Here is a 23,922-nt window from a genome sequence, read left to right as displayed (position 1 = left end):
ATCTCAAGTGATCTTCCTATATTAATTTGTTTGTACATACAATTATAATTCCGCGAAGATAAAGACCTCAGTCCTTATTCTCCAATTGATCACTCACCTCGTATAGATGCAATGATAATTCATCACCTTCGGCATGACCTAAAATAGCGCCATAACGACTGCGCAAATTCATCCAGCACTCGTGAATCACTTTCTCCAAAGCCTTTCCTTTATCGGTTGTATAGATCAACGACATCCTTCCTTCCACCCGATTATAAACCAGCCCTTTAACGACCAGTTTCTCAACCAGACGGGTTACGGTAGAAGGCTGAAGGAGAAGAATTTCGCCTAATTCCTTCTGCGAGATCCCTTCCTTCTCATATACAGCCATAAGCAAATAAGCATATGTGGGTGACAATCCGCTTGCTGCAAACTCGTCTTCGGCCATCTTGGTAATGACCCGGCTAAGACGATTGGCTGTGAAGTAAAGGCATTCCTTGATATACGTATTTAACATAACGGTTACCTCTTTCGCTGAGTTCATCCTGTTGAATCATCTTTGATTGTTTGCACATACAAATATAACGGATTTCCAAATAAAAGTAAAGAGGCAGATTTCCCCCATAACCTCGGAGACCTCTGCCGCTTCATTTTACGAGAAATATGCTGCTTCATGTTGAAGATACATCTGCTTGCTGCAATGCTTCTATTCGACCTGGCTCTGATCCATATACATGACTTCCCACAGGTGGCCGTCCGGATCCTGGAAGCTCCATCCGTACATAAAGCCATGATCCACCGGATCATTGGAAGGCGACCCTCCTGCGGAAAGTGCGGCATTGACGATTTCGTCCACCTGCTCCCGGCTTTCGGCGGATAGTGCCAGAATTACTTCCGTTGTGTTCGCGGCATTCGACAGATCTTTCTTGGTGAACGTCTTGAAATAATCCTCGGTGAGCAGCATGGCAAAGATGTTATCGCCGATGACCAGGCAAGCCGCGTTTTTGTCCGTAAATTGCGCGTTAAATTCAAAACCGATTTTTGAGAAAAAGTCCTTCGTTTTCTCCAAGTCCTTCACTGGTAGGTTCACAAAAATATTATCGCTTTTCAAAGCCATTTCGAATCACCTCGTCGATTTGATAGATTCATCATAGCATGAGCAGCAGCACGGCATTTCTCTTCAATTGCTATGTTCAATCAAACACAGCAGCGATTCAGACGGCTATAACTCCATATCAAAAAAAGAGGATGCCTCCAGGCAGTGTTAAAACTCGCCTGCGAGACATCCCATTGTATTACGAATCCATGTTAGTTAGATAAACCCACTGCCCGCAGCAATCTCATGACGGTTACCACCGTCTGAGCTTTGGTTACATGGGATTGCGGATCCAGCTTGGAGGCCGATACGCCTTGCATAATCTTCTGCTCCACAACGAAGGTGACGGACGACTTCGCATAGGATGAAACCTTGGCGTTGTCTTTAAATTTGTTTAACAATCCTTGGTTCGCTTCGTTCTTCTTGCCGGCATAATCCAGCACATTACTTAGCATAACGGCCAATTCCTCACGCGTAATCAAGCTGTTTGGATCAAAGATATCGCCTGAGCGTCCTTTCACTAACCCTGCCGCTTTCGCAGCTGCAATCTCTCTGGCATATCCGGATTTCGGATCTACATCCTTAAAGTTGGAGTAACTGTCATCAGGCAGAATCCCCAGCGCCTTCACCACAATGGATATAATTTCGGCACGGGTAATGGGTTGATTACCGTCAAAAGATCCGTTACTTGCACCAGATACGATCAGCTTGGCAGCAGCCTGCGCAACGTCTTCTCGTGCCCATGAAGGGATCGCGTCACTAAACCGGATATCTTGCTGAAGCAAGGCATAAATACCGCTGCCGGTTTTCTTGATTTCAATCGTTACCGTACCATCCGCGTTAACTTTAAACAAGGCCGGAACGGATCGAAGCTCATGGGTACGTGGTATATAAACCACTCCGGTGGCACGTTTTACATTTAGCTTTTTCGCGTCTAACGTCACAAATTCGCTGACATGGGTTTTGCCGAAATGTTTCAGTTCGGTCGTTGTCTTATCCGCGTTGATTTGCTCAAGCTTGAACAACAGCGGAGTAGCTAGCACTTCTCTTCCATTCATCAGTTTCTCCACGCCCGCTGCATCGGCAGCCTTTGGAGAAACAATCGAGACTTTCACAGGGCCGGGAACCGTAATCAGCGAAGCCGGAATCCGGTATTCTGTCCCGTTCACGATAATGGAGAGACTGGCCTTGGCTCCTTTTTTTGCAACGGCAGCGATGACTTCTTGCGGAATCTCAACCTCAACCTGCTTCGCACCTGCACCCGCATGAATCTGGAAGTTGGAGGAATCCGAAAGGTTAATGCTGTTAACAGCTGCAGCTGTAGGTAGGGTCACGACAGCCTTATCGCCAAGAAGCGTGACTTTTGCCTCTAGCTGATCGTTGGCTTTAGGCGGTTGTGGCTTCGAAGGCGTTGGTGAACCAGATCCTCCAGCGCCTCCTGATCCGCCGGAACCGTCAGATCCACCGGAACCGCTGCTTGAAGTTGTTACGCTAAGCAGATTCGAAGCGCTGGAGACGCGGTTAATCTCATCCCCCGTTCGATCTACCGCTAGCACATGAATCTTGTAGTTTGTCAGAGAACTAAGGCCATTCACGGTGTAACTATTCTCTATAACCGAGCCTGACAAAGCATGATTCACATATACTTCGTATCCCGTTGCATCTGCCACAGCATCCCATTTCACCTGAATGGAGCTTGCGCCGACACTTACCTTTGAGAGATTCGCCGGAGCCGGAAGTGCTGAAGCATTGACTTTGCCGTCGATCGGCAAGTCGTTAATGAGTTGAGTCGTCAGCGTCTTATTGCGGTCGCCACTGATATCCCAGCTCATGACGCCGGCAATATCCAGCGACTTCACGATAGAAGCGGTGTACTTCATGGTGTTCTTATCGTTGTAGGTGATGAACACTTTATTTTGATCGTTGTACAGGTAAGGTACCTTGGCGGATTCGTTCCAATATCTTTTATAGCCGTTCTTGTCGATGTAGTTATTCTCGAGATCGCTGAAGTCAAAAACTCCCGCTTCCCAAGTTTTTAATGAGGAGCCACCCTTACAAGTTTGATATTGACCCGTTGGTGGACAATCATCCCATCCCTTACCGTAGTAGGGAACACCGGCGATCAGCTTGTGCGTCGGCACCCCACCGTTCAGATGTCCTAACAAACCGCCAAGCACATGATTTCTTGGAGCGGATGATGCTGCTTTTGGATGCTCTTTGTCATAGAACAGCGGTGCATTATGATGACCCAGCGTCTCCCAGCTTCCGCTGAAGTCGTAAGTCATGATATTGATGAAATCAAGATATTGCACGGAATTTGCAAGATCGGCATTTTTAACAAAATTGTCTCCCTGCCCTGAAGCAATCGTCAGCAGATAATATTTCCCGTCCTCGGAACCAGCTGCATCCAATGCCTCACGTACGGTTTTCATTAATAATGTGAAGTTTTCCGTATCTTCCGGTCCTCTGGAGTTATCATCTTCCCCGCCTTCAACCGGGTATTCCCAGTCGATATCCAAACCATCGAATTTGTATTCGCGAAGGAAATCAACCGCAGAGTTCGCAAAGGCTCGGCGAGTTTCTTCGGTCTTCGCCATATTAGAGAAGTTGTTGGACCAAGACCAGCCGCCTACCGAAATCATGAGCTTCAAGTGGGGGTTGGATGCCTTGATGCCATCAAACGCTTGGAAGTTCTTGAAATCGTTCTCTGGATCTCCAATAATCATCTCACCATCATAAACGTATCTATTTTGTAAAGGGACATTCGGGTCTTCGCATGCTCTCACTGTACTTCCGAATTTCTTCCAACACAAATCTGCAAACGCATAATTAATATGGGTTACCTGAGAAACATCAATGTCAGATGGATAGAAATTCCGCTCGGATGGAAGTGCTGACCATGATGTGTAGTAAGTAATATTGTTGTAATTGCTTCCGGGTACAACCGTAACTTCTTCACTTATAGGTGATGTCCACAGTCTGTTGAAGGCTTTAATCTGGTATGAATAAGACTTGCCTTCTTGTAGTTTAGCAGCCAAATACCGACTCTCATTGCTCGTTTGTATCTTCGTGCCATCTTGATAAATATGATAGCCTGTAGCCCCTGGAACTGGCGCCCACCCCAATGCTGCCGTAGATCTCGTGGATGAAACAACCTGCAGCCCCTCAGGTTTAGCAAGCTCTCCCCATTTCAGTTTGACGGCATTACTCTTCGCAGAGGTTTCCGAAGTCTGTCCTTGGATTGCTTTAACGGCAGTAACCTCAAAGGTATAATTACGATTTGCTGTTGGATCCAGGGAGTATGTGACCGACGTCACCGTGCCCAATGTCTCGACTTTGTTGTCGTCTATATACAATTCATATCCAGTGGCATCCGAGCTTTCTCCCCAATGGAGAGTTACTGTTCCCTCAGAAATATCTGTAACTTTCAAATAACTTGGCGGTGCTATCGGCGCTTGTTCATATACGGTTTGATCCGCAGTGGTCGTGAATTCAAGAATATTACTTTTCATGTCTTTGGATGGCCTATGATCATACCAGGTAATATATATGCGATAGGTTGTTTCAGGACTTAGCCCTGTAACGGCGTGGGTGGTTAAATTTCCCCATGTGATATAAGCACCCGTGTCTGCATTCCAGACATCGATATCATTCTTGTCCCCCTTAAGGAAATCCCACTCAAAGATTGCCTGGTTATGCGTGACCTCAACTAATCGGAGATTCTGAGGAGCAGACGTTTTCGGAGGTTTGACCTCACCGTCCAAAGTAGTGAATTCTATTACATTACTCTTATGTCTTTGTGCCGGTCCTTGAGAAGGTCTCTCATACCAGGTAATGTAAAGTTTATAAGTTGTATTGGGTTTTAAGTTATCAAGAGTCCGGCTTCCGCCGTTACCCCATGTATACCATGCATCGTCAACGGCATTCCACACATCAATTTCAAACGTGTGTTGAGGATTATTCTTGTCATAATCCCATTGAATCATTGCTTCAGTGGCAGTGATTGTGTCTTGAACTACGCGCAGATTCTGAGGTGCCAGCGGATCTTGAGCTCCATAGGTCGAGCTCGTTACCGTTGCCGGGTCGATTTCGGAGCTAATGGCGGGAATCTCTGAGGAAGGAGCGCCCTCTGCCGCATAGGAAGCAGGCGCATTAAGCAGTGGCGTAAAAATGAGAATAAGGGCCAAGAAACATATCACCCATTTTGGGTGCTTTTTCGTTAGAAAGGGTGTCACCGTTTTCACCTCTGTTGATTGAATTTCGATTGCAAATGATACAGCATTTCGATGGATGTCTGTCCCTCGGTGTCATCGGGTGGTTCTTTGATGACTTGCCTAATTTCGCAGATCGCACAAATCAAACTTCTATTGAAAGCGGTTACTAATTTTTCCAGCTCAACTATGTAGAGTTCAGTTCCCCCCTTTCTACTCATGATGGAATCACTGTCCGAGCGCTCTACTACAGCCTCCTTTCATGAATTCATTCGAGTTCAATAAATATTCATATATTTGTATCATGGAACCTACACTATCGATTGAGAAGGGATACATTTCCATAAATACGGGATAAATTCTTGTAATTTTATATTCTGTTAATAAATTCAACCTGGATTGGATCTGTCAGGGCCTGCAATCTTTACAAATGGAAAAAGAGCCCTCCAAGGACTCTTTTTCTTTTATTTATGCAATGATATCCAACCGATTCATCGAATCGAACTCAAATGCTCGTGCTTTAATTTCCATATACCATCGGCATGGCGAACGAACACATTCGTTGCTCTCCCGCTTCCGGACGTAAATGTTCCCTGATGATAACCCTCGAAGTGGTAGGTATAGACGCATACCGCCGTATGAGCATCGCTCGCGATCCACTCTACATCCTCCGCCCGGTACACCTCATCCTGAATAACATGCCAAGCATGTTCGAAATAGGCCCGAATCTCATCCAACGTATGACAGCTCCTGTCCGAAAACCAATAGACCGCTTCTCCGTCGAGCAGCCGGGCTACATTGTCAAAATCATGCGTATTCGTGGCCGCTATGTATGCCTCAAGTGCCTTTTGATATTGTTCCACACCTCCCATCTCTCAACTAGGCATATAAGTTATAAAATAATAATTTCCTTAACACTTGGTTTGAAAATTTGCCTTTCCTTCCAAAACGGCATTCAAGAACTTCTTCGATTTTTTCAATCGCTTCTGGATCTCTTCAATTTCTTTGATTTTTTGTTCAATCATTGCCGTCTTTGCCTCGTATGACAAGTTAAGTTGTTGATTTACCAACAAACTTAATTCTTCTATCGAAAAGTCTACGGATAAAAGTGTCTTCACATCATATAGAAACTCTACAATGTCTTCAGAATAAACACGATAATTATTTGCATCTCTTTTAACAAAGCTGTCCGGAATCAGGTTCTTACGTTCATAGAATCTCAATGTTGATATGGGCAGACCCGTTAATTTTGATACATCGTTTATTTTCATAATAGGACCTCTTTTATTTCTTGCTATAAACCTAGGTTCATAGTTCATAATACGAAATATGATAACGAACGACATACACATTGTCAAAAAAATCTATGTTATCAAAAGGAGAGGTTCTATGTTTAACCATATTCAAAACAACGATTTCGCCAATATCGTTATGGGCCGACGTTCTGTTCGAAATTATGACGAGAACATTAAAATATCGAAAGAAGAGATAAGCGACATGATTTCGGAAGCCAGCTTGGCTCCATCCTCTGCAAATATGCAGCCTTGGCGTGTAATTGTGATCGATACTCCAGAAGGAAAAGAAAAGCTAAGACCTCTTGTGAGGTTCAATACGTTACAGAATGATACTTCATCAGCCATGTTATTACTTTTTGGCGATACCCAAAGCTATTTATATGCTGAAGAAATTTACAATACAGCTGTGGAACAAGGAAAAATGCCAGCTGAAGTACGAGATCGTCAACTCGAAACCATTCTATCCCTGTTTCCGACACTATCAAAAGAAATGAAAGTTGAAATTGCAAAAGTCGATAGCAGCCTCTTTGCCATGCAATTCATGTTAGTAGCTCGTGCACACGGGTATGATACGAATCCAATGGCAGGCTTTGAAGCTGATCAGCTAGCAAAAGCATTCGATTTAGATGAAGAACGCTATGCTCCTGTCATGATCATCTCATTAGGAAAAGCCAAAGAAAATGGGCATGAGTCCGTTCGATTAAGCTCTGACAAGATTACATTTTGGAGGTAACCATTATCCGTAATCGATTCACCATCAATCAATAAGAAAAAGGCAGCCGATCATTGTGATCGGCTGCTTTGGCTTCGTATAACTAATATTTCATTCCATGAATTATATTTTGTTTGTATAAATGATTTTGTCCACATCGTGTCTAACGGTTTTATGACCTTGTTTAATTCCTTTCCCAATGGCTATAAGCATCACATCTTCATACCTGTCAGAAATCTGTAAGGCCGACTTTAACTGTTCGGAATCATACCCGGACATGGTAATCGTATGAAGACCCGCCTCGTTCGCCAGTAAGACTAACGACATGGACGCCAGGCTTGCGTCTCTTACTAATTCGAGCTTTAAATCTTCTTTTGATTTATTTAAATAATATTGGATAGCCGCGTTGGCTAAATAGTCTCTTAATGTTGCGTCAAAATAACCCTTTTGGAATCCATCTTCATGGATATTTATAATGTTTTCTTTTTCAAATGCTTGATAATCGCCCAGTACAACGATTAGTACGGATGCTTCTACTACCTGTTGCTGATGAAAGGCAATGGGGAGTAACAAGTTTTTTAACTTCGGGTCGTCTATAACCAGGTACCGTGTCGCTTGAATATTGTTTCCGTTCGGCGATTGGCTGGCTCCTTCAATCAAAGCAGCTAACGTTTCCGATTCCACTTTATAATGGGGATCATAATATCTGACAGAACGTCTTTGTTCCAATATCTCTCTCACACTCATTGTGCTCACTCACTCCAAATGTTTTATTTGCTTCACATTCCGATTATAATGGACCGTAAAGTGGCAGAAAATAACGCACAATAAAGTGGGTTAGCCACCTTTATGTGCCTATTTAGGAGGAATCCATAATGAATGGTCTCAATACGGGAATCAATATTTTTATGAATACGGTAGGAGGAAAGTGGAAATGTTTAATCCTCTTTTTTCTGAGTCAAAAACCAAGGAGAACCAAGGATTTCTTTCTGCTCATGCCAACCATAACGCAGAAAGTTTTAACCGAGCAATTAAAGCAGCTGGAAAGAGATGAGCTTGTCCGAAGAGAAGTATTTAAAGAAGTGCCGCCTAAGGTAGAATACAGTTTAACTGAGCTGGGCCAATCCTTCGTGCCTGTATTAAATACAATGTGTGAATGGGGCAACACCTACGCAACCGTACAAAACCTCGAAACAGAAGAACAAATCTGCTGCCAGCATAAATAGGCGGTCGTGCATATAAAGAGGCTTCGAAAAAAAAACGAGCAGACGAATGATCGTCTGCTCGTTTTCTATATTAAACTCCTTCATCCGTCTCATTCTCCGGAGTCTGCTCTTCCGAAAGCGCGCTTTCGTCGGACAGCTCATACGAGACGCCATCCACAACAACCTTTTCGACTAGGGACACGTCAAGCGGCTTATCCAGCTTCACGGTGACCTGACTTGAGTAAGTCTGGTTTTCCTGAGCGTCACCAACGCTCTCCGATGACTGCACAGCTTCACCTTCAGCAGGATCAGACGAGTCTTCCCCTTCTGTAGTCCCAGTATTCGGGTCCGTTTGATTTTCTGTTGATTCAATCTCTGTTCCTGATGGATCGGCTTCCGCTTCGCCTGTAGTTTCATCCGCGCATACCCGCGTTAATTCAGGGCTGGCAGCTTCAAACAACGTGCTTGCATCCTTGCCTACAATCTGTAGCTCGTCCACATTGAAATCCCGGCAAGCTGCCGGCTGTTTAAAATGGAAACTCAGCTCGGTCCTGCCCTCCTGCTCACCTTCCTCCACCACCGTCGCCGTCAGTAATGGCTTTTCAGGGACGGTATCAGAAGAAGCCGGAGGTGCGGTAACCGGAGGGGTAGTGACCGGATTCGGATCGGCACTGCCATCCGCAGGTCCCTTGCCGTTTTGGATCATCATGAAGACAGCGCCAGCAATAACGATCACCGCAAGCAAAGATGACGTGATTTTTACGAACCGCGAATGCTGTCGAATCCATCGCACCAACGGCGAAGCTAATTCGGCCCTAACCTTCGTATACACCGGTTTAAGGATTGGAGCGGGAGAATTGAAATACGTTTTCGCATATTCCTTATTCTTGAAGGCTTCACGATCATAGGTTTTGAAATAATCAACGATGGCGGTGGCATAAGCCGGAACAAGTCCCCGCGGTCTAACGAATACAGGTTGCTCGGCAGACCACTTCATATACTGGTATACCACTTCCGGACTGTTAACGTATCTGTGCAAATAATCAAGCAGGCCCCGATAGTCTACGGCACTGGAACGAATCTCCGTGCAAAAGGCTAGGGTAATGCTATCAAATCGGGGTGGCACCACATGGTTCTGCAGCCATTTCCGCATGATTTGCTGGGTTCGTTCCCGCTCCTCGGCTGACAGATCCTCCAGCACCTCCACTCTTGCTTCTTGTCGGCTGGACCATTGGTGAAGGGCCAGCATGACCGCGGCTTTGGACCGAATCCGGGAATCAAACCGCTCTACCCAGCCCTTGAACTCCTTCGGCATTTGCAGAAAGCCGATATCCAGCAGCTGTTTCTGGCTTAATTGCTCGGGCTCCAACTCACGCAAGAGGAAAAGGTTTGCCGCATATATCAACCGGTCTGCAAATGCAGTCCCACCTTGGTAACGACCGATTCCCTTCTGAGGATGGTGCTCCAGCGAATCCAATTGGTCCAGTACGGCGTTGACCGCTCTCACCGGATCCAAATCCTGCTTAAGCTTATCGACAAGTTGGGCTTCGGCTAACCTGATGTAATTCTCCTGTTCCAGCAGGAGCGGGTGGTTCCGAACCCACAAGCCGATCAGATCTACCAAGTCTGTAGGCGACGCCGCTTGCTGCATGCGCTTTTTCATGTACGGATCGAACATCAATGCCGGCAGTCCCGGATTGGTCAGCACCCTGGCGTAGAAAGCTCGGCTTAAGGCCGGGCTGCCCTCCAGCAAGTCATAAATCGCCTCGGTCACATCCTGACGCCGCTTCGATAAGGCGTTATTTAATGAGCGGATAAAATATTCCACAATCAGATCATGATGCTGCCGGGGATTGATGCCGTGATAATCCCTAACGAAACCGGCAATCGCTGCATCCGGAACATGTCCGCCTTTGACAAGCTCGAATTCCTGGGCAAACAGGGCGTGGAACAGCTGATCCAGCCGTCCCTTAGAAGCAAGAGCGCCTGCCGGCTTCAAATAAAGCAGCATTGCGCGCAGCACGGCATGTTTATGCTCATGGTACAAGCCCTCTTGGCCTTCTTCAATCTGGAACAGCACACATAAATCATCGTAGCTGTCCAGCAAGATCCCCAGACCCGGCTCCATATCGGCTAGCATCTGCTCGGCGAAGGCAAAAAAGCGCTCGGAGCGATCCGGGTCCAAAAGCGTTTCCCATGCAAAATCAAGATAAGGCTGCTCGGACCATTTCAGATCGGCATTGATGACCCTGCCGGCAGCGAGCTCAAACAAATAATCCTTCTCGATGCTGCGGTCGCTTAGACGCAGGCTGCCCTTCTCCACGAACATAAGGTGAAGTCCCTTCTTGCTCTGCGGCTCCTTGGCATAGGTTACGAATCCAAGCACCTGGCGCAGCGCATAGGGCAATCGGCCAAACAACACAAAGAGCAGCTGCTCCGCCTTCGCGGACAACTGTTCCACCGGGACATCCAGAACGATATATACCTTTTTCTTCCCGGCAGCCGCGGATATGCATGCATAGAGCAGCTGCTTGAATACCTTCTCGTCGATCCCAAGCTCCTGCAATAAAGCTGGCGCCTTCTTATATGAAATCGCGGCTGGAGAATCCCCTTGAACCGGAATGGCAGGAAGCTGCGGCAGATCAACGCCTTCTTCAATATCGTAGTGATCGGCAAAGGAGGCCTGCAGCCAGGTCTGATAAGCGGAATGCTCATCTTCAAGAAAACCGTCGGGAATGACATAGTGATGCGTAAAAAAGGCACTGCGAAGTCCCGTAAAGTCCGCAGGCTGAAACACGCTGCGCCCCAGCACCGTTTCTCCTGTTTCCGTATGGAACAGATGAAGGGCGGCCGGATAAGCTGCCGCTTCCCTCTCGCTGCGTGCCGTCAGCTCGGCAGGAGCTTCGTATTGGCAAAAGGGATGCAGCACCTTTTTGATAAAGGAGGCCTCCAATCCGGACGAACGAGCCACTGTATCAAAGCCTTCGGCTGAACGGAATATGCCCCGGCGCTCCCGCGTGTACATTTGCTGTTGTATGGTTCGGGATGGGAAATCCGGCACTAGTCTTCCCTCCCCTGAATATACTTCAGCTTGTACAAAAGCCAGATGAACGGTTCATCCACCCGAATCGGGCTGACCACGCTCTGCAGCTTCTGGTCGACAGGGTTGCTGCCGAGAGCCGACACGGCAAAATATGCAGTATTCGAAAAGTATACATCCATCGTCCCCTTGAACGGACGGTCCACCTTCTCGATAAAACGGCGGATCTCGCCGTCAATATTTTCAAACTCGGTCAAATTCATATGCTTGCGGTGCACCACATTGTTAAAAATGTTGCTGTTCAGCTTCACATATTCGCCATCCTCGTCCTTAAGCGCGTGAAGCATGTCGCTCTTGGTCAGCACGACGGCCGTTGGAATATCCGTCTTGCCCTTGTCCTCATAAGCGATGAAATCGCCGAACATCGTCAGCACGACATCCCGCGGCTCATCATACTGGGACACCCATTCACCGGGCTGGTCACCGAATTTCAGACGGATTTTCTCCCGGATGGAGCGGATTTGAAGCGGATCCACCATAAACAGAATACCCGCGGAATTCTTGATATGCTGTCCGTGAAGGCCCAAATAATCCTCGTCCACCATGCCCTCGCCCGCCACGTCAAAAAATACGAGCGTTAACGGCGGCTTGGACTCGTCCTTGAACACGAATTGGAAAATGAAGGGCTCCTGCATCTTCTCCTTCTGCGTAGACGCCAGCAAATCTCCCCGCTCAAATAACGGCTCCTCATAGCCGGTACGGAACTTGCGGCTGATCTCGGCATTCAGCGGCATGCAGGCCGCATCGAAATGATCTGCCGTCGTATGCTGCAGCGTATGAATGAGCGAAGTCATATAGACCGACTTGCCCACTTGCGAAGCACCGATGATCGAGATAATGTTGCTTGGCACCTTTCCGGCGGTTACCGGAAGCTCATTGTGGCATTTCGGGCACAACCGTCTGCGCGTGACGACGCCGTAACGGTCATTCAATCCAACCAGCACGTGATCCGAATAAATATGCTGCTCCTCCGGTATGTCGCTCGGACGGATAATCGCTTCGATATCATACACCGAATCCAGCCCAAAGCGTTCACGGTACCGATTCAGCTCATCATCTTCCCCAAGCGCATAGTCCTCGTCATCCTCTCGGTCGTGGGCAGCCCGGAAGACAACCTCTTTCGGAGCAAACTTACTGAAACAGTAAGGGCACACAATGTCATAGAACAGCGGCCTTGGCTCCGGCTCCGGTTTTTTCTTGAATATATCAAAAATGCCCATCTTTCGTACCTCCCTCTGAACCCTATGAATTACACACTGACGCGTTCATCGTGGTTGCTGTGTGTTCGATTTCTCTATCTATAAACGAGCTCATACCGTTGTCCATACTTCTTGCCATCCGTAAAAAACAAGCGAATATAATCGTTCTTGCCCACCTCGATCGCAGGCAATTCGTTGCGCCCCGCTGCAAAATCCGTAACGAAAGGGTACAAGATGCCGTCTTCCTTGTTAACCGGATAAGCCCCCTGCTTCTTTACGTAACATAAAACGTCCTTGGGTACCGGCACTTCCGCCGTCACCTGAATTTCAATCGTCTTATAGGGCTGCAGCCAGCGGCTCTTTTCGCGGATGGAGTATGCCAGCATGGCTTTGCCGGTGCTGAACTGAATGCTGTTCGCTTCATCCGGCTGCCTGATTAAGGCCATCTCTCCGTCTTCGGAAGACATGGCATACACCGTGTACATAATCTGACCTATTCCGTCCACCCGATCCCGATACCCATTGTTCGCCTTGTACTCGTCTCGGGTATACAGACGCAGGCTGCCAGGCTCCAAAGCTCCAGCGGGCGGACCAAATCCATCATCCATCTCGCGGTGAATGTATACCGCCTGAAGACCTGGCGGCCAGCTCCAGCGGAGCGTACAGAAACCATCTTCCAACTGATAGCTTAATCCCTGAATGACCCATTCTCCGGGCTCCGCATTTTTAAAACGCATATCGAACGCCCCCTGCTTTAAAATCCTCGGCTTGTTGAATCATTCGGCCGTTGTCCTCGTCCCGTTCGGCCCGGCCGCTGCTCATTGCGAATGATCCTGCTGTTCTCCTTAACCGGGATCACCAACGTAAACAAGGCGATGACTCCTGCTAGGATGAAGCAGGCCAGCATACGAATGGAGGCATCCCCCACTTCTACCCCGGATAGGCCATATTCCAGAACAACGCCTGCGAGCACGCCGGATACCGCTCCGCCGATGCTGAAGCTAAGCGCGAGATGGCGGTTATCAAACACAATGCCGAGGGCAAGGCCCATGGCAGCGCCAATGAGCAGCATCACAGCGATTCTTACAATCTGATAATAAACGCTATCTTCCATAACGCCCGTACGTTTGGTCAACAGGGAACGCTCCCCGACTTCGTCATAGATTTTCTGGAAAACAAAAGACAAATCTGCCGCGTTCTGCACATCGTAATATTGCCCGCCCGTTTCGGCGGCAATCGTCTGAAGCAGTTGGGCACCGTCCGGGTTCACAAGGCTGAGGCCAATCGTATTCACCGCGATTTGCTGCTCCTTGTATTCCGCAAGCACACGCGCATGATCCGTTTCGCTAAAGCCGTCCGACAGCATAATGACCATGGCGCTTCGAGCGGCATCATGGCTCTCTTGGATATGCGTCATGGTATCCTCCAGCGCGAGACTGATGTCCGTGCCACCGTCGGTCGTTGCCAAACCGTCGATTTCCGCGATGATCTCATCCCTGGTTTCTTGGTTCTTCACACGCGTAAACGGCTGCAGTAACGTTGTTGCATGATCAAACACCATCACCGATACACGGTTATCCTCGTCCATGCGGTTGATCAGATTTTTGGCCGCCGTATATCGGTCCTGATTCGGGTCCGTATCTTTCATGCTGCCTGAATTATCAATGATCAGCACGATGTCCTTCACGGGCTTGGCGCTGCCCGGGTTCAACTGATACACCCACTCAAACAGCATACCTAACAGGAACAGGGCCACCAAAGTGGATGGAATCAGCAGCTTCCATGATGTGCCTGTATATCGCTGTCTCCATGAGCTCCCATTCAAACGAGGGGAAATCAGTTCTGCGATGAAGCAGGCCAATCCGATGCACAAGGCCAAAATTCCGAAATAGATTCCTGTAACCACGATGACGGGAAGCCCTGTACCCCACTGGCGGAGCAAAAATTCCCCAATGGCAAATCCGATTCCCCCACCGACTAGACTAAACAGCAGCAGGAGAGGGTTTATTTTTCGTTGCACAATACACGCCTACTCTCTGTATCAGAATCTAAGAACGCTAGCGCAGCTCGGGAAGTTGCACCGGTTCCATTCCATGAAATTCATAACCGTTTGCCGTATAGGTCTCGTAGTAGGTTTTGCCAGTCCGGTAGTACATCAGATCCTCCAAGTGGAAACCTCCCATCAGGTTCAGCTTCTCAACCCCGCTTGAGCGCTTCTCATGCACGATGCCAAGCTTGTACACCCTTAAAGCTTCATCGGCGTGGATCGCGTAACGGACGAATTCGCTGTCGGCATCGCCGAAGAAGTATTTCTCCTCGTATCGATGCTCCTGCGTATAGTCAAGCAGTCTAACCAGCGTAACGGAGTTCTCCTCCAGCATCCGGTAAAGCACCTTAAACAGATCTTCCTTGGCAAGCACCTGTTTGTTATTGTAGTCGATGGTTACGTTCGCCCGCCGCAGCAGTTCTTCCTCGAAAGTCTGCACGAACGGCTCCGCCGTCAATAGATCCCTCAAACAGACCCGGATCATGCTCGACAGGATCGGTTCGATCCCTTCAGGCGTAACGATGGAGAGATTGCCGACATACCGTTCCTCGAAGAATACACCCTGACCGCGCTTGCTCTCCAATTCCAGCATCAGCTCTTCCGTGACCAGGCCATAATACTCCATCAGGTTCTGGCCGATATAATCATCTGCGGTACGGATGCTCGACTTGGCTGCTTCCAGCAATTCCGCTTCGAGCTGGTCCAGCATGTTCGCCTGCTGCTTGTACTGACGGTGAATCCGTTCGAGCTCCGTCTCATACAACCTGTAAAGCTCAAGCTCCGTTTCCAGCTGCAAAAGCTCATATTTGCGTCTATAAACCTCGCCCACGAAATATCGAATGAAATGGCGCACATTCTGCTTATCCCGAAAAGGAAGCTTCTTGAACGGCTGACTTTCCACGCTTTCCTCATAATAGCGGTTGAGTCCGTCCTGCTCGCTCTTCAGTTGGCTGCCGAGATCCCGGATTCGGGAACGAACCGCTTCAAGCAGTATCCCCTCTCCCGCCTTGTCGCTCGTCCACTTCACGATTTGATAACAACCGATTTGCGGATGATCCGCCAAGGTTCGACGAAGCGCACGTTGAAGCTCCTCAGAAGTACTCATATCTCTAAGCCTCTTTTGGACCTCCAGCTCGTAATTGCTGTGAAAAAATTGCCGGCAGCCATCCCCGAACAATGCCTCTTCTGCTTCACGAATGTTCATCCGCTTCAGCCCGGCATAACTGACGGGGTGTGACATCATACCCTTTAGCCCGTCCAGATGCTCCGGGTTGGGCAGCATTAAATCCGCTCTTGCCGATACGGCCTCCGGATTTAGACCAAAGTAGGTCAGGCATTCATGAACCTCCGGTTCGGGCCCGCCCTTCATGCGAAGAAGAAGTCCGCGGCACAGATGATAGAGCACCGTTAGCGCAATCGGCTCGTTGGGTCTCTTCACCCGGGCAAAGCCGGCGGAGACAAAACCTTGGCGGCCGGATTCGGTCATGATATTGCTTTTGAACGACGTATTGTTATAAATACCTCTGATGCCGTCATAGGTTTCATCCTTCTGCTTCCGGTTCTTAAGCAAACCCAGATGGCAGATGATATCATAGATATCCTGCATGCCTGCGTATCCGGTTATGCCGCGTTCATTCTTATCGGACAGCACATAGACCAGATCAAACAGCGGCGAGGCCGGGTGAACGACCGGAATGGTCAGCCCATCCTCCGTGACCTGCAGCGGCGCGGAGAAGCTGTATTCCCGGCTCTGCATCAGCTCCAACTCCCGCAGGAAGGCAACGCCCACAGAGCTCGCATAACCATAGGAATCAATCTGCTCCCTTTCATTAATGAGCGCATACATATCCATTTGCACCGACTTGAATGACTGCTGGAAGATGGATGCGGCCAGTAATGAAATTTCCGGTATAAACACATTGAACGGGTCGTCGACCCGTGTAATGACAGACAGATGAATCCGGTCAAAGGATGAATAGCTGCGTCCATAGTCTGAAATGTGGTGGCTCAGCTTCCGAATCGCTTTATTCAACCCGGCCAGGTGGCGCTGGTCCCGATGGAAGCCCTGATACAGCTCCTTGCGTGCGGACTTGGATGAGCCGTCTGACGCTGGCAATTGCAGATGATACCGATGAAGGCGACCGAAGGAGTCGGAGCCTTTCGGCTCCCGATTTCCGCTCCGGTCCGTTCCCACATGAAAATAAACGACGCTTGCGCTGTTATCCCATTTGCGGTCATGAATTTCCATGATCGGTTCGATGGCGGACGCTGTCTTGTCGCCAATGAACAAGTATACCTCCGGGTAGTGGATGCTGCTCTGATCATCCTCCTTCAAGGTAAGCTGCTCTTCCGATTTGGCATAACCGGCAGCATACTGGCGAAGAATTTCCCTCATCGTCTATTTCAACCTTCTTCGGATGTCGTTTAATTTCGAAGATACCTGTCTGTAGAACTGGTATCGCTCTTCACCGTCCGCAAGCTCCACCTTCTCGTATTCGAGCCGGTCGCGCGTTTCCAGGAACCGCTCGGCCAATTCTTCCAGCTTCGTGAGCAGCGGCGTAATGTCCTCGGAAGCGGTCAGCTCCTGATCGCGGCGGGAGGATTTGCGAAGCAGCGTGCTGCGGCTTTTCTCGTCCAGCTGACGGAAGTGCTTGTAAACTTCATACTCCACGTCGTTCACGCTTTTCAGCAGGTTGGCAAACGGCTCCCAGGAATCCTCCTCCGGATCGCGATCATAAACGAAGAGCGCACCCTTCTTGGTGATCGTCCCGGTGTACAACGCCTCGATGAATTGATCAAGCCATTTCTCTTCATTCTGATTGTCGCTGATCAAGAGCTCAAATTCCGTGATTTTGGCCGCGATGGCAGCATATTTCTTCAGCTCTTCCCGCACGATGCGGATCATTTCCGGCGAACGGATCAGATTCTCCTTGGCCATATCCTCGTTGATGCTGTTGAAAATATCCTTAGAGCCAACCCGTTCCAGCCCCTCGTTCAAGAGCCGCTTCAGCTCGGTCCATGCCCGCTTCACTTCCCCAAGATTAGGCTTGGGACTATCCAACTGCAAATCATAAGCGCGAAGCAGCTCGTTCAGATCAAATGGCTTCGTAAACACGACCGCATAGCGGCTGCTCGTATTCTGGTCAACGTCCTTCTGGATGATGACTTTAAACTCAAGCGCCTGGTTAAATTCAGCGCGTACCCGGGCGTTATAATCCTGAACCCGCGGGTTGACGTAGGTATCCCCCCAGGATTTCTCGGGAATCGGTGATGGCAGGTACGTCCAATTGTTGCGGTCCGTCTGAACCAAGTGACGCCCGACGCCTTCCTTGTCCATGATCGTGCGTTCGTAGCTTTCCTCATAAACCTTAAGCGGCGTATAGACGAACAGCGGCACGCCGTTCTTCGTATTCAACCAGAAAATCCGGTTCTTCACTTCGCTCTCCTTCACGGTGAAGTGAGACTTCCCGACCGAATTGTTCTGATAATTGCGAATCCCCTTCAGAATGCTTGGTGCCTGTACCGGCACGGACACGAAGCCCCAGGAAGGGAAGTACAGATTGCCTGCGCTGTTGCTCAGATGGAAGACCGGCACGGCTTCGTCATCCAGCTTGCTGGCGATGTTGCGCTCGACGAATTTTTCGATGGAATCCTCCTGCCCGAATTTCATGACGAGGAAATCCTCCATCGAGCGGGTGATCAGATCGCCGAATTTATCGGTAAGAAACTCCGAAATGGATCTGACGATATCGATCTCCTGCTCCCGCGTCCAACGATTGGCATGGCTCAGCAGCTCCTGCGCGAAATCGCGGATGAGATCGTCCACATCCTTCTGATCCATGATTTTGTTGATCACGTCGGAAATGTCGGGCACGCTGACCAGGTTCCAGTAATACGTTCTATTCCCTTTATGGTCCTGCTGCTCTTCCCCGTTGACGAGAATGTCACCGTTCTTGGCGAAAATCGAATTCAATGCATTCAGAATTTCCGTATACACGCTGTAAATCCGGTTATTCTCCTGATTCAGCAGATCGTATAAATCCTCATAGAATTCAATCATCTGCTCGGTGCGTTCCACATCGGCTTCCAGCCAATATTCGTTGATTTTGGCTTCAATATAGATATTCTTCTTCTTATCCTTGGAGACAAAAGCGCTCTTCGCATCGCCCAGGCGTTCGATGGCCTGTTCCCTGGCCGACTCGATGTCACGGGGAATGCGGGTCAGATTCTCGCGCAGCGCCTCGATGTAGGACAGCAGCATCTTCAGCAGGCTGAAGCCCTTCTCCGTATAGATCAACCGGGACACATAGAACGGTCCTTGCTGCGGATGCAGGAACATGCGGCGGATTTGATCACTGAACTGAGCCACGATCTCGCCCGGCAGCTGCTTCTTCGCTTTGATATACTCCTCGCGGGCTCTCGCCAGGAAATTCTGCTCCAGCTCCGTGTCCATATTGATGACCTGGTTCTTCACAACGTTCGCGTAGCTGAGCCGTTCGCTATTCTGATACCCGGGGAGCGGCTCCGGCACGCGGGACTCGAAGTTCTTCGTCATCGAGTCCAGGTCGATGCCCAGCTTGCTTGCGAATTTCTCGACGTCCTCCTGGCTTGGCGCCTTCTCGAACATGGTTTGCATTTTGCCGAAAACGCGGTACGCGAGATAAGTGGTCATCTCTTCAATCGGTAGAACAGCTGAAGATGCGCCGATAATGTTGTAGTCGTAATTGGCAGGGTACGCCTTGTTCATCTGCGCGATATTGGTGCGGATGTTGCTGATATAGTCATGGATCGCAAACTCTTCGCCGGACTGTTTTTCCTCGCTGGCCATGAAGTTTGTGATGTTCTCAGCGGTAACGTTCATGCAGTAATCATAGGCGTTCTCCAGCAGCTTGCCTTCCGTATTCGTAGCGGAAATCAGATGACACAGATTAAACGGAGGCAGCGGGGAGTTCACGTTCAGGATGTTGCCGTACTGCTGCTTGAACCGCTCGCCTCTGGCATCCACGTTCATCCAGTAATCGAGCTCTTTGAGAGCGGCGTAACCGTTCTTCTTGATGTATTCGCGCGTATGCTCGCTCAAGCTTTTGTTCGCCAGATTAATATCCGGCGTAAACAGATAGCCAAGGGTGTTCACGCGGTCGATGCCGGCAGAGCCGTGGTCGCGTTCGATAATGCCGCGGACGATATAGGCGATGTCCAAGAAGCAGCCGCTGCCTGTACCGCCGGACAATCCCGTCAGCAGGAAAACCATCAGCTTTTTGTTCGTGCCGACCGACAGCGTCTTGATCTTCTTGTCAATCGCCTGCACCACTTGCGTAATCTTCGTGAACAGGAGCAAACGGCCCGCTTGGCGTACGCCTGCTGCCCCGTTCATGCCATCGGTAATGCTCAGCTCTGGCGACAGCCAATCTGTAATATACGGCTCCAGGATGCTGCGGTTCTGGAGGAGGCCACCAATCTCGGCATTGGAGAGAAGCACGAATTCATTGATCGGATCAAGCCCGATGCCTTTATAGCGTTTATTCTTATCCTGTTCGTTGGTCTCAAAAGCCAGAAATTCCACATTATCCGGCTTGTCCATTCTCTTCTTGGACAACGGATCCTCCGGCAGCTTGAAACGGCGGTTAATCTGATATTTCAAGCGCAGCAGCGCATCGATCCCCGTCCCTCCAAGTCCGATGATAAGGATCGGATTGTCGATGGTATCCACCCGTATTTTCTCGCTGACAATCCCGCCTCCAAGTGAAACGTCAAGCTGTTGTATATGTTCTCTTACTACCGGTTTCATAACTTCCCCTCCTGATAGGTCATGGCTTTAAGAGGTTGTTCAAAAAGTCCGCTTTTGATAAGAAGTGAGTCAGGAAGCAGCCCTTTTTGAACACGCACTTTAAGCCAAATATTCAAATAATATCGTTTTGTCCGCCTGCTGCAGGGAAACTCTCAGCCGGTCTCCGTTCTTAAGCTCCGTGCCATTCGATGCATCCAGCGCGCGGCCGGATTTCTCAATCACGGCTGAAGAATTGTTCTTAAGTATGATGCGGTCGTTCTTGCCCGGCATGAACAGGATTTTCTCCGTTTCCTTCAGCTCCGGAGCAAGCTGCAGAAGCTGATGCAGATTGAACTTCCCTTTGAACGAAGTCAGCTTCTTGTATTGCGGGAATGTCTTCTCGCCGGTGTTCTCGTCCCTGATCTCGATCACGATCTGGCCGACAAAGCCTTTGTTCGCTTTCTTAATCGCGCCGAGTATGAAATATGCAGCCGCCCCAACCATGAGCAGCGCCGCGATGCCAATGATTACGGGCCATAATGGAAAAGGTTTCGCATCCTCGCCCGCAGTCATCTCCTTCCCGCCGCTTCCGGAGCCCGCGGCTGCTGCCTTTGCGCTTATCTTCACAGGCGCGCTTTCGCGGTAGAAGCTCTGCTCCTCCGCCCGTACTCTCAGCTCGTAGTCGTGCTTCTGCGGAATCTTGTAATCCCCTTCAAAGCTGCCGCCTTTATTCTCAAGCTCCACCTCTGACTCGTCCCCGGTGTCCAGATCCTTAACCAACAGCTTGGCCATCATATTGCCATACTGTTCCTGATCCTGCAGCTTCTGTCCATTGCTGACGAGATGGGCCTTAATATCGATCGTGTCTCCTGCCTTTACCTTTGAAGGTGGCGGAGGGTCCATGATCAGCTCCAGGTCGTAGCTGAACACGAGGTTAATGTCGATTTTATCTTTAGATACGCCCTTCACCTGCAGCTTCCAGTCACCTTGCTGCGGCTTTAGCAGCTTCAGCAGCGAATAGGAATTGGAGGTGGATCGCAGTACATTGGCTGAAGGAATAGTCTGCTCAGCGCCGGCAGGATCAACCAGCTTCACGTCCACGGGGCTTGAAGACATAATGGAGATGTTCGCCTCCAGCACGTTCGCATTCGGTACATTGACCGTGACTTCCTGATAGCTTCCATTGCCGGTAATCGACTGTACCGGAACGATCTTGAGCTGCTGGTGGCTGGCAAAAATCTCGCTTAATATTTGCGGAAGGTCATCCGCCGAACTGGTAGTGAAGGATTTGCCCCCCGTTTGGTTTGCCAATTCAGCCAACGTTTCTTTATTCAGCTTCCCGTCGGCATTCAGCCCGATCGTATATATCGGGATGCCGCTTCCCTTGGCCTCCTTGACAGCTTGATCTAACTGGTCTGACGCTTCTTGGCTCGTCTTGCCTGTGTTTGGATCCAGGTCATTGTTACCGTCGGCCAAAACAACGATCATTGGCGCATGCGCCGGGTTCATTCCCTGCTTCAGCACTTTCACCGCTTCATCGAGACCTACTGATATATCGGTGTACGGGCCGCGATCAAGCTGATCGATAAACTCCTTCAGGTCCGTTTTATCCGCCTCCGACTGAATTTCAAGCAGGGCTTTCTCCCGCTGAATCCGATCGGTATAGGAAACGACGCCGACCTTGTCGCCGGTGGTGGCCAGCATGTCGATAAACATCTTCATTGCTTCGCTGCTGATCCGCTCCGGATCACTGTTTTTCATGGAGTTGCTGGCATCCATCACCAGTACGGCATCAATCTTGGAGCCTTGCGAAGCAGCCATTGCCTGGGGCATGGTTCCTCCGCTCCAGGTCAGGGTCAGCAGCACCGCTGCCATCAAAGAGAGCAGCCATTTATTTTTACGTAACATTGAATTACTCCTTCATCCATTTAGTCTAGCATCAGGTGGATGCCTCGGTTCGTTTGTCAGACCATGAGTCTAACTGTAGGCAATAAGCCTTAAAATTACATGAAAGAAAGCTTAAAAACAATAACGGGAACATCCATTTCTCTGGTGTATTTATATAGAAAATACCATGCTAATCACTAAAATATACCAGCACTATGTCCATATGATATAATTATACCTGCCAAAGTTCAACATAATCAGTCGTACCACCCGGACTTAGGACACAAGCCTCACCCGCCATTTTCGAACAAATATGATGCCGAAAGGAATAGATATATGATTACATACGGATGTCTCGGGATTTTGTTTCTTTTTGTCATCATCAAGATCACGGCCTACTTCAAGCGTAAGAAGAACGCCCCGACACCGGAGCAGCTGCATCAGACTCTGCTTGAAGTTGCAAACTCACAGAGGGAACAGCATGGATAAGAAAAAACCCGTACAACTTCGCCCCTATAAAAAAACGAGATATGTCTACCAAAAGTTAAGGGTTTGCAAACATTGCCACCATTTCACGATTCTTTGGGAAGACAGCTGCGCTCACTGTAAACGCAACGCCCTTGTTCCCGTTATGGAACTTGCAGAGAAAATGGCCAAGCGTTCCATGCAGAGTGACCGACTTCTCTTCTATATAATAGGGCTCTCTGCCGTGCTTCTTAGTCAGACCTTCTTGCAGATCGTGATCTCCTTTGCTTGTATGGTGGCCCTGCTTGTATGGTTATGGCTGATCCAGCGGCGAGTGCTGCATTCCGAGAACTTGCACGCTCTGGACAAGGTTATAAGAAGTCAGCGAAAACAGATTCTTGAAGGCCTTGACCTGAACAAAGCGACGGCTTCTGCCGCCATCAAGGAAGATGCCCAGCTAGGGTATGAAATCGTCAGGGAAATTGCCTTTTTGGTCCGAAATGACCGCATCCGTCTTCAGCAGATCGTTCTCCTTCAAAGCTTCAGCTTGCGCAAGGATATGGAGCTTGAACTCGAACCGTTATTGCTGGATGAGTTTGATCCGGACTTAGCCGCCTATATTGGTGAAATCGCCAAAATTAAACGCGAGTTGATTAACAGCAAAGCCATCCAATACCTGCTCGACCATGAATCCAACATTTTGCGGATGGAGCAAGGCAGGCAGATTATGATCGACGCCGCCGGGGCAGCGGTACGGAAGAAAAAATACATCGATACCTTCCCTGATTTCATTAGCCGCTATGCGGATGGATTGCCGAGATATCGCTTCCTCCGCTTGTATCAGATCGTACGCCGCAATCCCGGCTTGTCGTGGAACGGCCTGCGGGACCGGGTGTCGGCCATTTATAATGAACACTACCGCTCGGACCCTGATTTTCAAAAATGGGATTAGAGGGGCT

17 protein-coding genes are annotated in these 23,922 nt (G+C 49.1%); 4 read left to right on the top strand and 13 right to left on the bottom strand.

The features are described 5' to 3' along the window. Positions 1–67 precede the first annotated feature (67 nt). The 5 genes from M4D81_RS23220 to M4D81_RS23200 all read right to left on the bottom strand — a co-directional run bounded on the left by M4D81_RS23220 (position 68) and on the right by M4D81_RS23200 (position 6,557). Positions 68–496: a MarR family winged helix-turn-helix transcriptional regulator gene (locus M4D81_RS23220; protein WP_260068186.1), complete on the bottom strand. Its 429-nt coding sequence runs from the start codon at positions 494–496 to the stop codon at positions 68–70. Between the two features lie 189 nt (positions 497–685). After that, positions 686–1,096 carry a VOC family protein gene (locus tag M4D81_RS23215; protein ID WP_071220907.1) on the bottom strand — a complete coding sequence of 137 codons (411 nt, stop codon included), beginning with the start codon at positions 1,094–1,096 and terminating at the stop codon, positions 686–688. Positions 1,097–1,287: 191 nt separating this feature from the next. Further along, positions 1,288–5,262, bottom strand: a complete 3,975-nt coding sequence (locus M4D81_RS23210) for a glycosyl hydrolase family 18 protein (protein WP_260068185.1) — start codon at positions 5,260–5,262, stop codon at positions 1,288–1,290. A 515-nt stretch (positions 5,263–5,777) separates the two neighbouring features. Further along, on the bottom strand, positions 5,778–6,149 hold the full coding sequence (locus M4D81_RS23205) for a YybH family protein (RefSeq protein ID WP_397376772.1): 372 nt from the start codon (positions 6,147–6,149) through the stop codon (positions 5,778–5,780). A 48-nt stretch (positions 6,150–6,197) separates the two neighbouring features. Then, on the bottom strand, positions 6,198–6,557 hold the full coding sequence (locus tag M4D81_RS23200; protein ID WP_260068183.1) for a MerR family transcriptional regulator: 360 nt from the start codon (positions 6,555–6,557) through the stop codon (positions 6,198–6,200). A 118-nt stretch (positions 6,558–6,675) separates the two neighbouring features. Here M4D81_RS23200 and M4D81_RS23195 point away from each other — a divergent pair, with 118 nt between their 5' ends. After that, positions 6,676–7,314, top strand: a complete 639-nt coding sequence (locus M4D81_RS23195) for a nitroreductase family protein (RefSeq protein WP_260068182.1) — start codon at positions 6,676–6,678, stop codon at positions 7,312–7,314. Between the two features lie 102 nt (positions 7,315–7,416). On the opposite strand, the gene M4D81_RS23190 is transcribed toward M4D81_RS23195, so the two are convergent. Beyond that, positions 7,417–8,040 (bottom strand): nitroreductase family protein, encoded by a 624-nt coding sequence (locus tag M4D81_RS23190; protein WP_260068181.1) that lies wholly within the window; start codon positions 8,038–8,040, stop codon positions 7,417–7,419. A 128-nt stretch (positions 8,041–8,168) separates the two neighbouring features. Here M4D81_RS23190 and M4D81_RS23185 point away from each other — a divergent pair, with 128 nt between their 5' ends. Continuing rightward, entirely contained in the window at positions 8,169–8,519 is a 351-nt protein-coding gene (locus tag M4D81_RS23185) for a winged helix-turn-helix transcriptional regulator (RefSeq protein WP_260068180.1), read from the top strand. A 70-nt stretch (positions 8,520–8,589) separates the two neighbouring features. On the opposite strand, the gene M4D81_RS23180 is transcribed toward M4D81_RS23185, so the two are convergent. The 7 genes from M4D81_RS23180 to M4D81_RS23150 form a co-directional block, all read right to left on the bottom strand. Next, positions 8,590–11,559 (bottom strand): GAP1-N2 domain-containing protein, encoded by a 2,970-nt coding sequence (locus tag M4D81_RS23180; RefSeq protein WP_260068179.1) that lies wholly within the window; start codon positions 11,557–11,559, stop codon positions 8,590–8,592. Beyond that, positions 11,559–12,818 carry a hypothetical protein gene (locus M4D81_RS23175; RefSeq protein ID WP_071220917.1) on the bottom strand — a complete coding sequence of 420 codons (1,260 nt, stop codon included), beginning with the start codon at positions 12,816–12,818 and terminating at the stop codon, positions 11,559–11,561. Before M4D81_RS23175 ends, M4D81_RS23180 begins: the two co-directional genes overlap by 1 nt. Before the next feature lie 74 nt (positions 12,819–12,892). Then, complete coding sequence (locus tag M4D81_RS23170; protein ID WP_260068178.1) at positions 12,893–13,534, bottom strand: beta-mannanase; 642 nt, start codon at positions 13,532–13,534, stop codon at positions 12,893–12,895. Between the two features lie 17 nt (positions 13,535–13,551). Then, entirely contained in the window at positions 13,552–14,817 is a 1,266-nt protein-coding gene (locus M4D81_RS23165) for a vWA domain-containing protein (RefSeq protein WP_260068177.1), read from the bottom strand. Between the two features lie 37 nt (positions 14,818–14,854). After that, positions 14,855–17,239: a transcription initiation factor TFIID gene (locus M4D81_RS23160; RefSeq protein ID WP_260068176.1), complete on the bottom strand. Its 2,385-nt coding sequence runs from the start codon at positions 17,237–17,239 to the stop codon at positions 14,855–14,857. Positions 17,240–17,242: 3 nt separating this feature from the next. Next, positions 17,243–20,632 (bottom strand): tubulin-like doman-containing protein, encoded by a 3,390-nt coding sequence (locus M4D81_RS23155; RefSeq protein WP_260068175.1) that lies wholly within the window; start codon positions 20,630–20,632, stop codon positions 17,243–17,245. Between the two features lie 99 nt (positions 20,633–20,731). Further along, a complete protein-coding gene (locus M4D81_RS23150; RefSeq protein ID WP_260068174.1) occupies positions 20,732–22,519 on the bottom strand; it encodes a vWA domain-containing protein in 1,788 nt (595 codons plus the stop codon). A 315-nt stretch (positions 22,520–22,834) separates the two neighbouring features. Between M4D81_RS23150 and M4D81_RS23145 the strand changes: the two genes are divergently transcribed. Together M4D81_RS23145 and M4D81_RS23140 are read left to right on the top strand one after the other, a co-directional pair. After that, entirely contained in the window at positions 22,835–22,987 is a 153-nt protein-coding gene (locus M4D81_RS23145) for a hypothetical protein (protein ID WP_164817485.1), read from the top strand. Next, positions 22,980–23,915 (top strand): hypothetical protein, encoded by a 936-nt coding sequence (locus tag M4D81_RS23140; RefSeq protein WP_260068173.1) that lies wholly within the window; start codon positions 22,980–22,982, stop codon positions 23,913–23,915. Before M4D81_RS23145 ends, M4D81_RS23140 begins: the two co-directional genes overlap by 8 nt. Positions 23,916–23,922 lie beyond the last annotated feature (7 nt).

This window comes from Paenibacillus sp. p3-SID867 (assembly GCF_025142895.1).
Lineage (GTDB): Bacteria > Bacillota > Bacilli > Paenibacillales > Paenibacillaceae > Paenibacillus_AQ.
The sequence above is the reverse complement of the archived record's forward strand: the minus strand, read 5'-3'. Positions and strand labels throughout refer to the sequence as shown.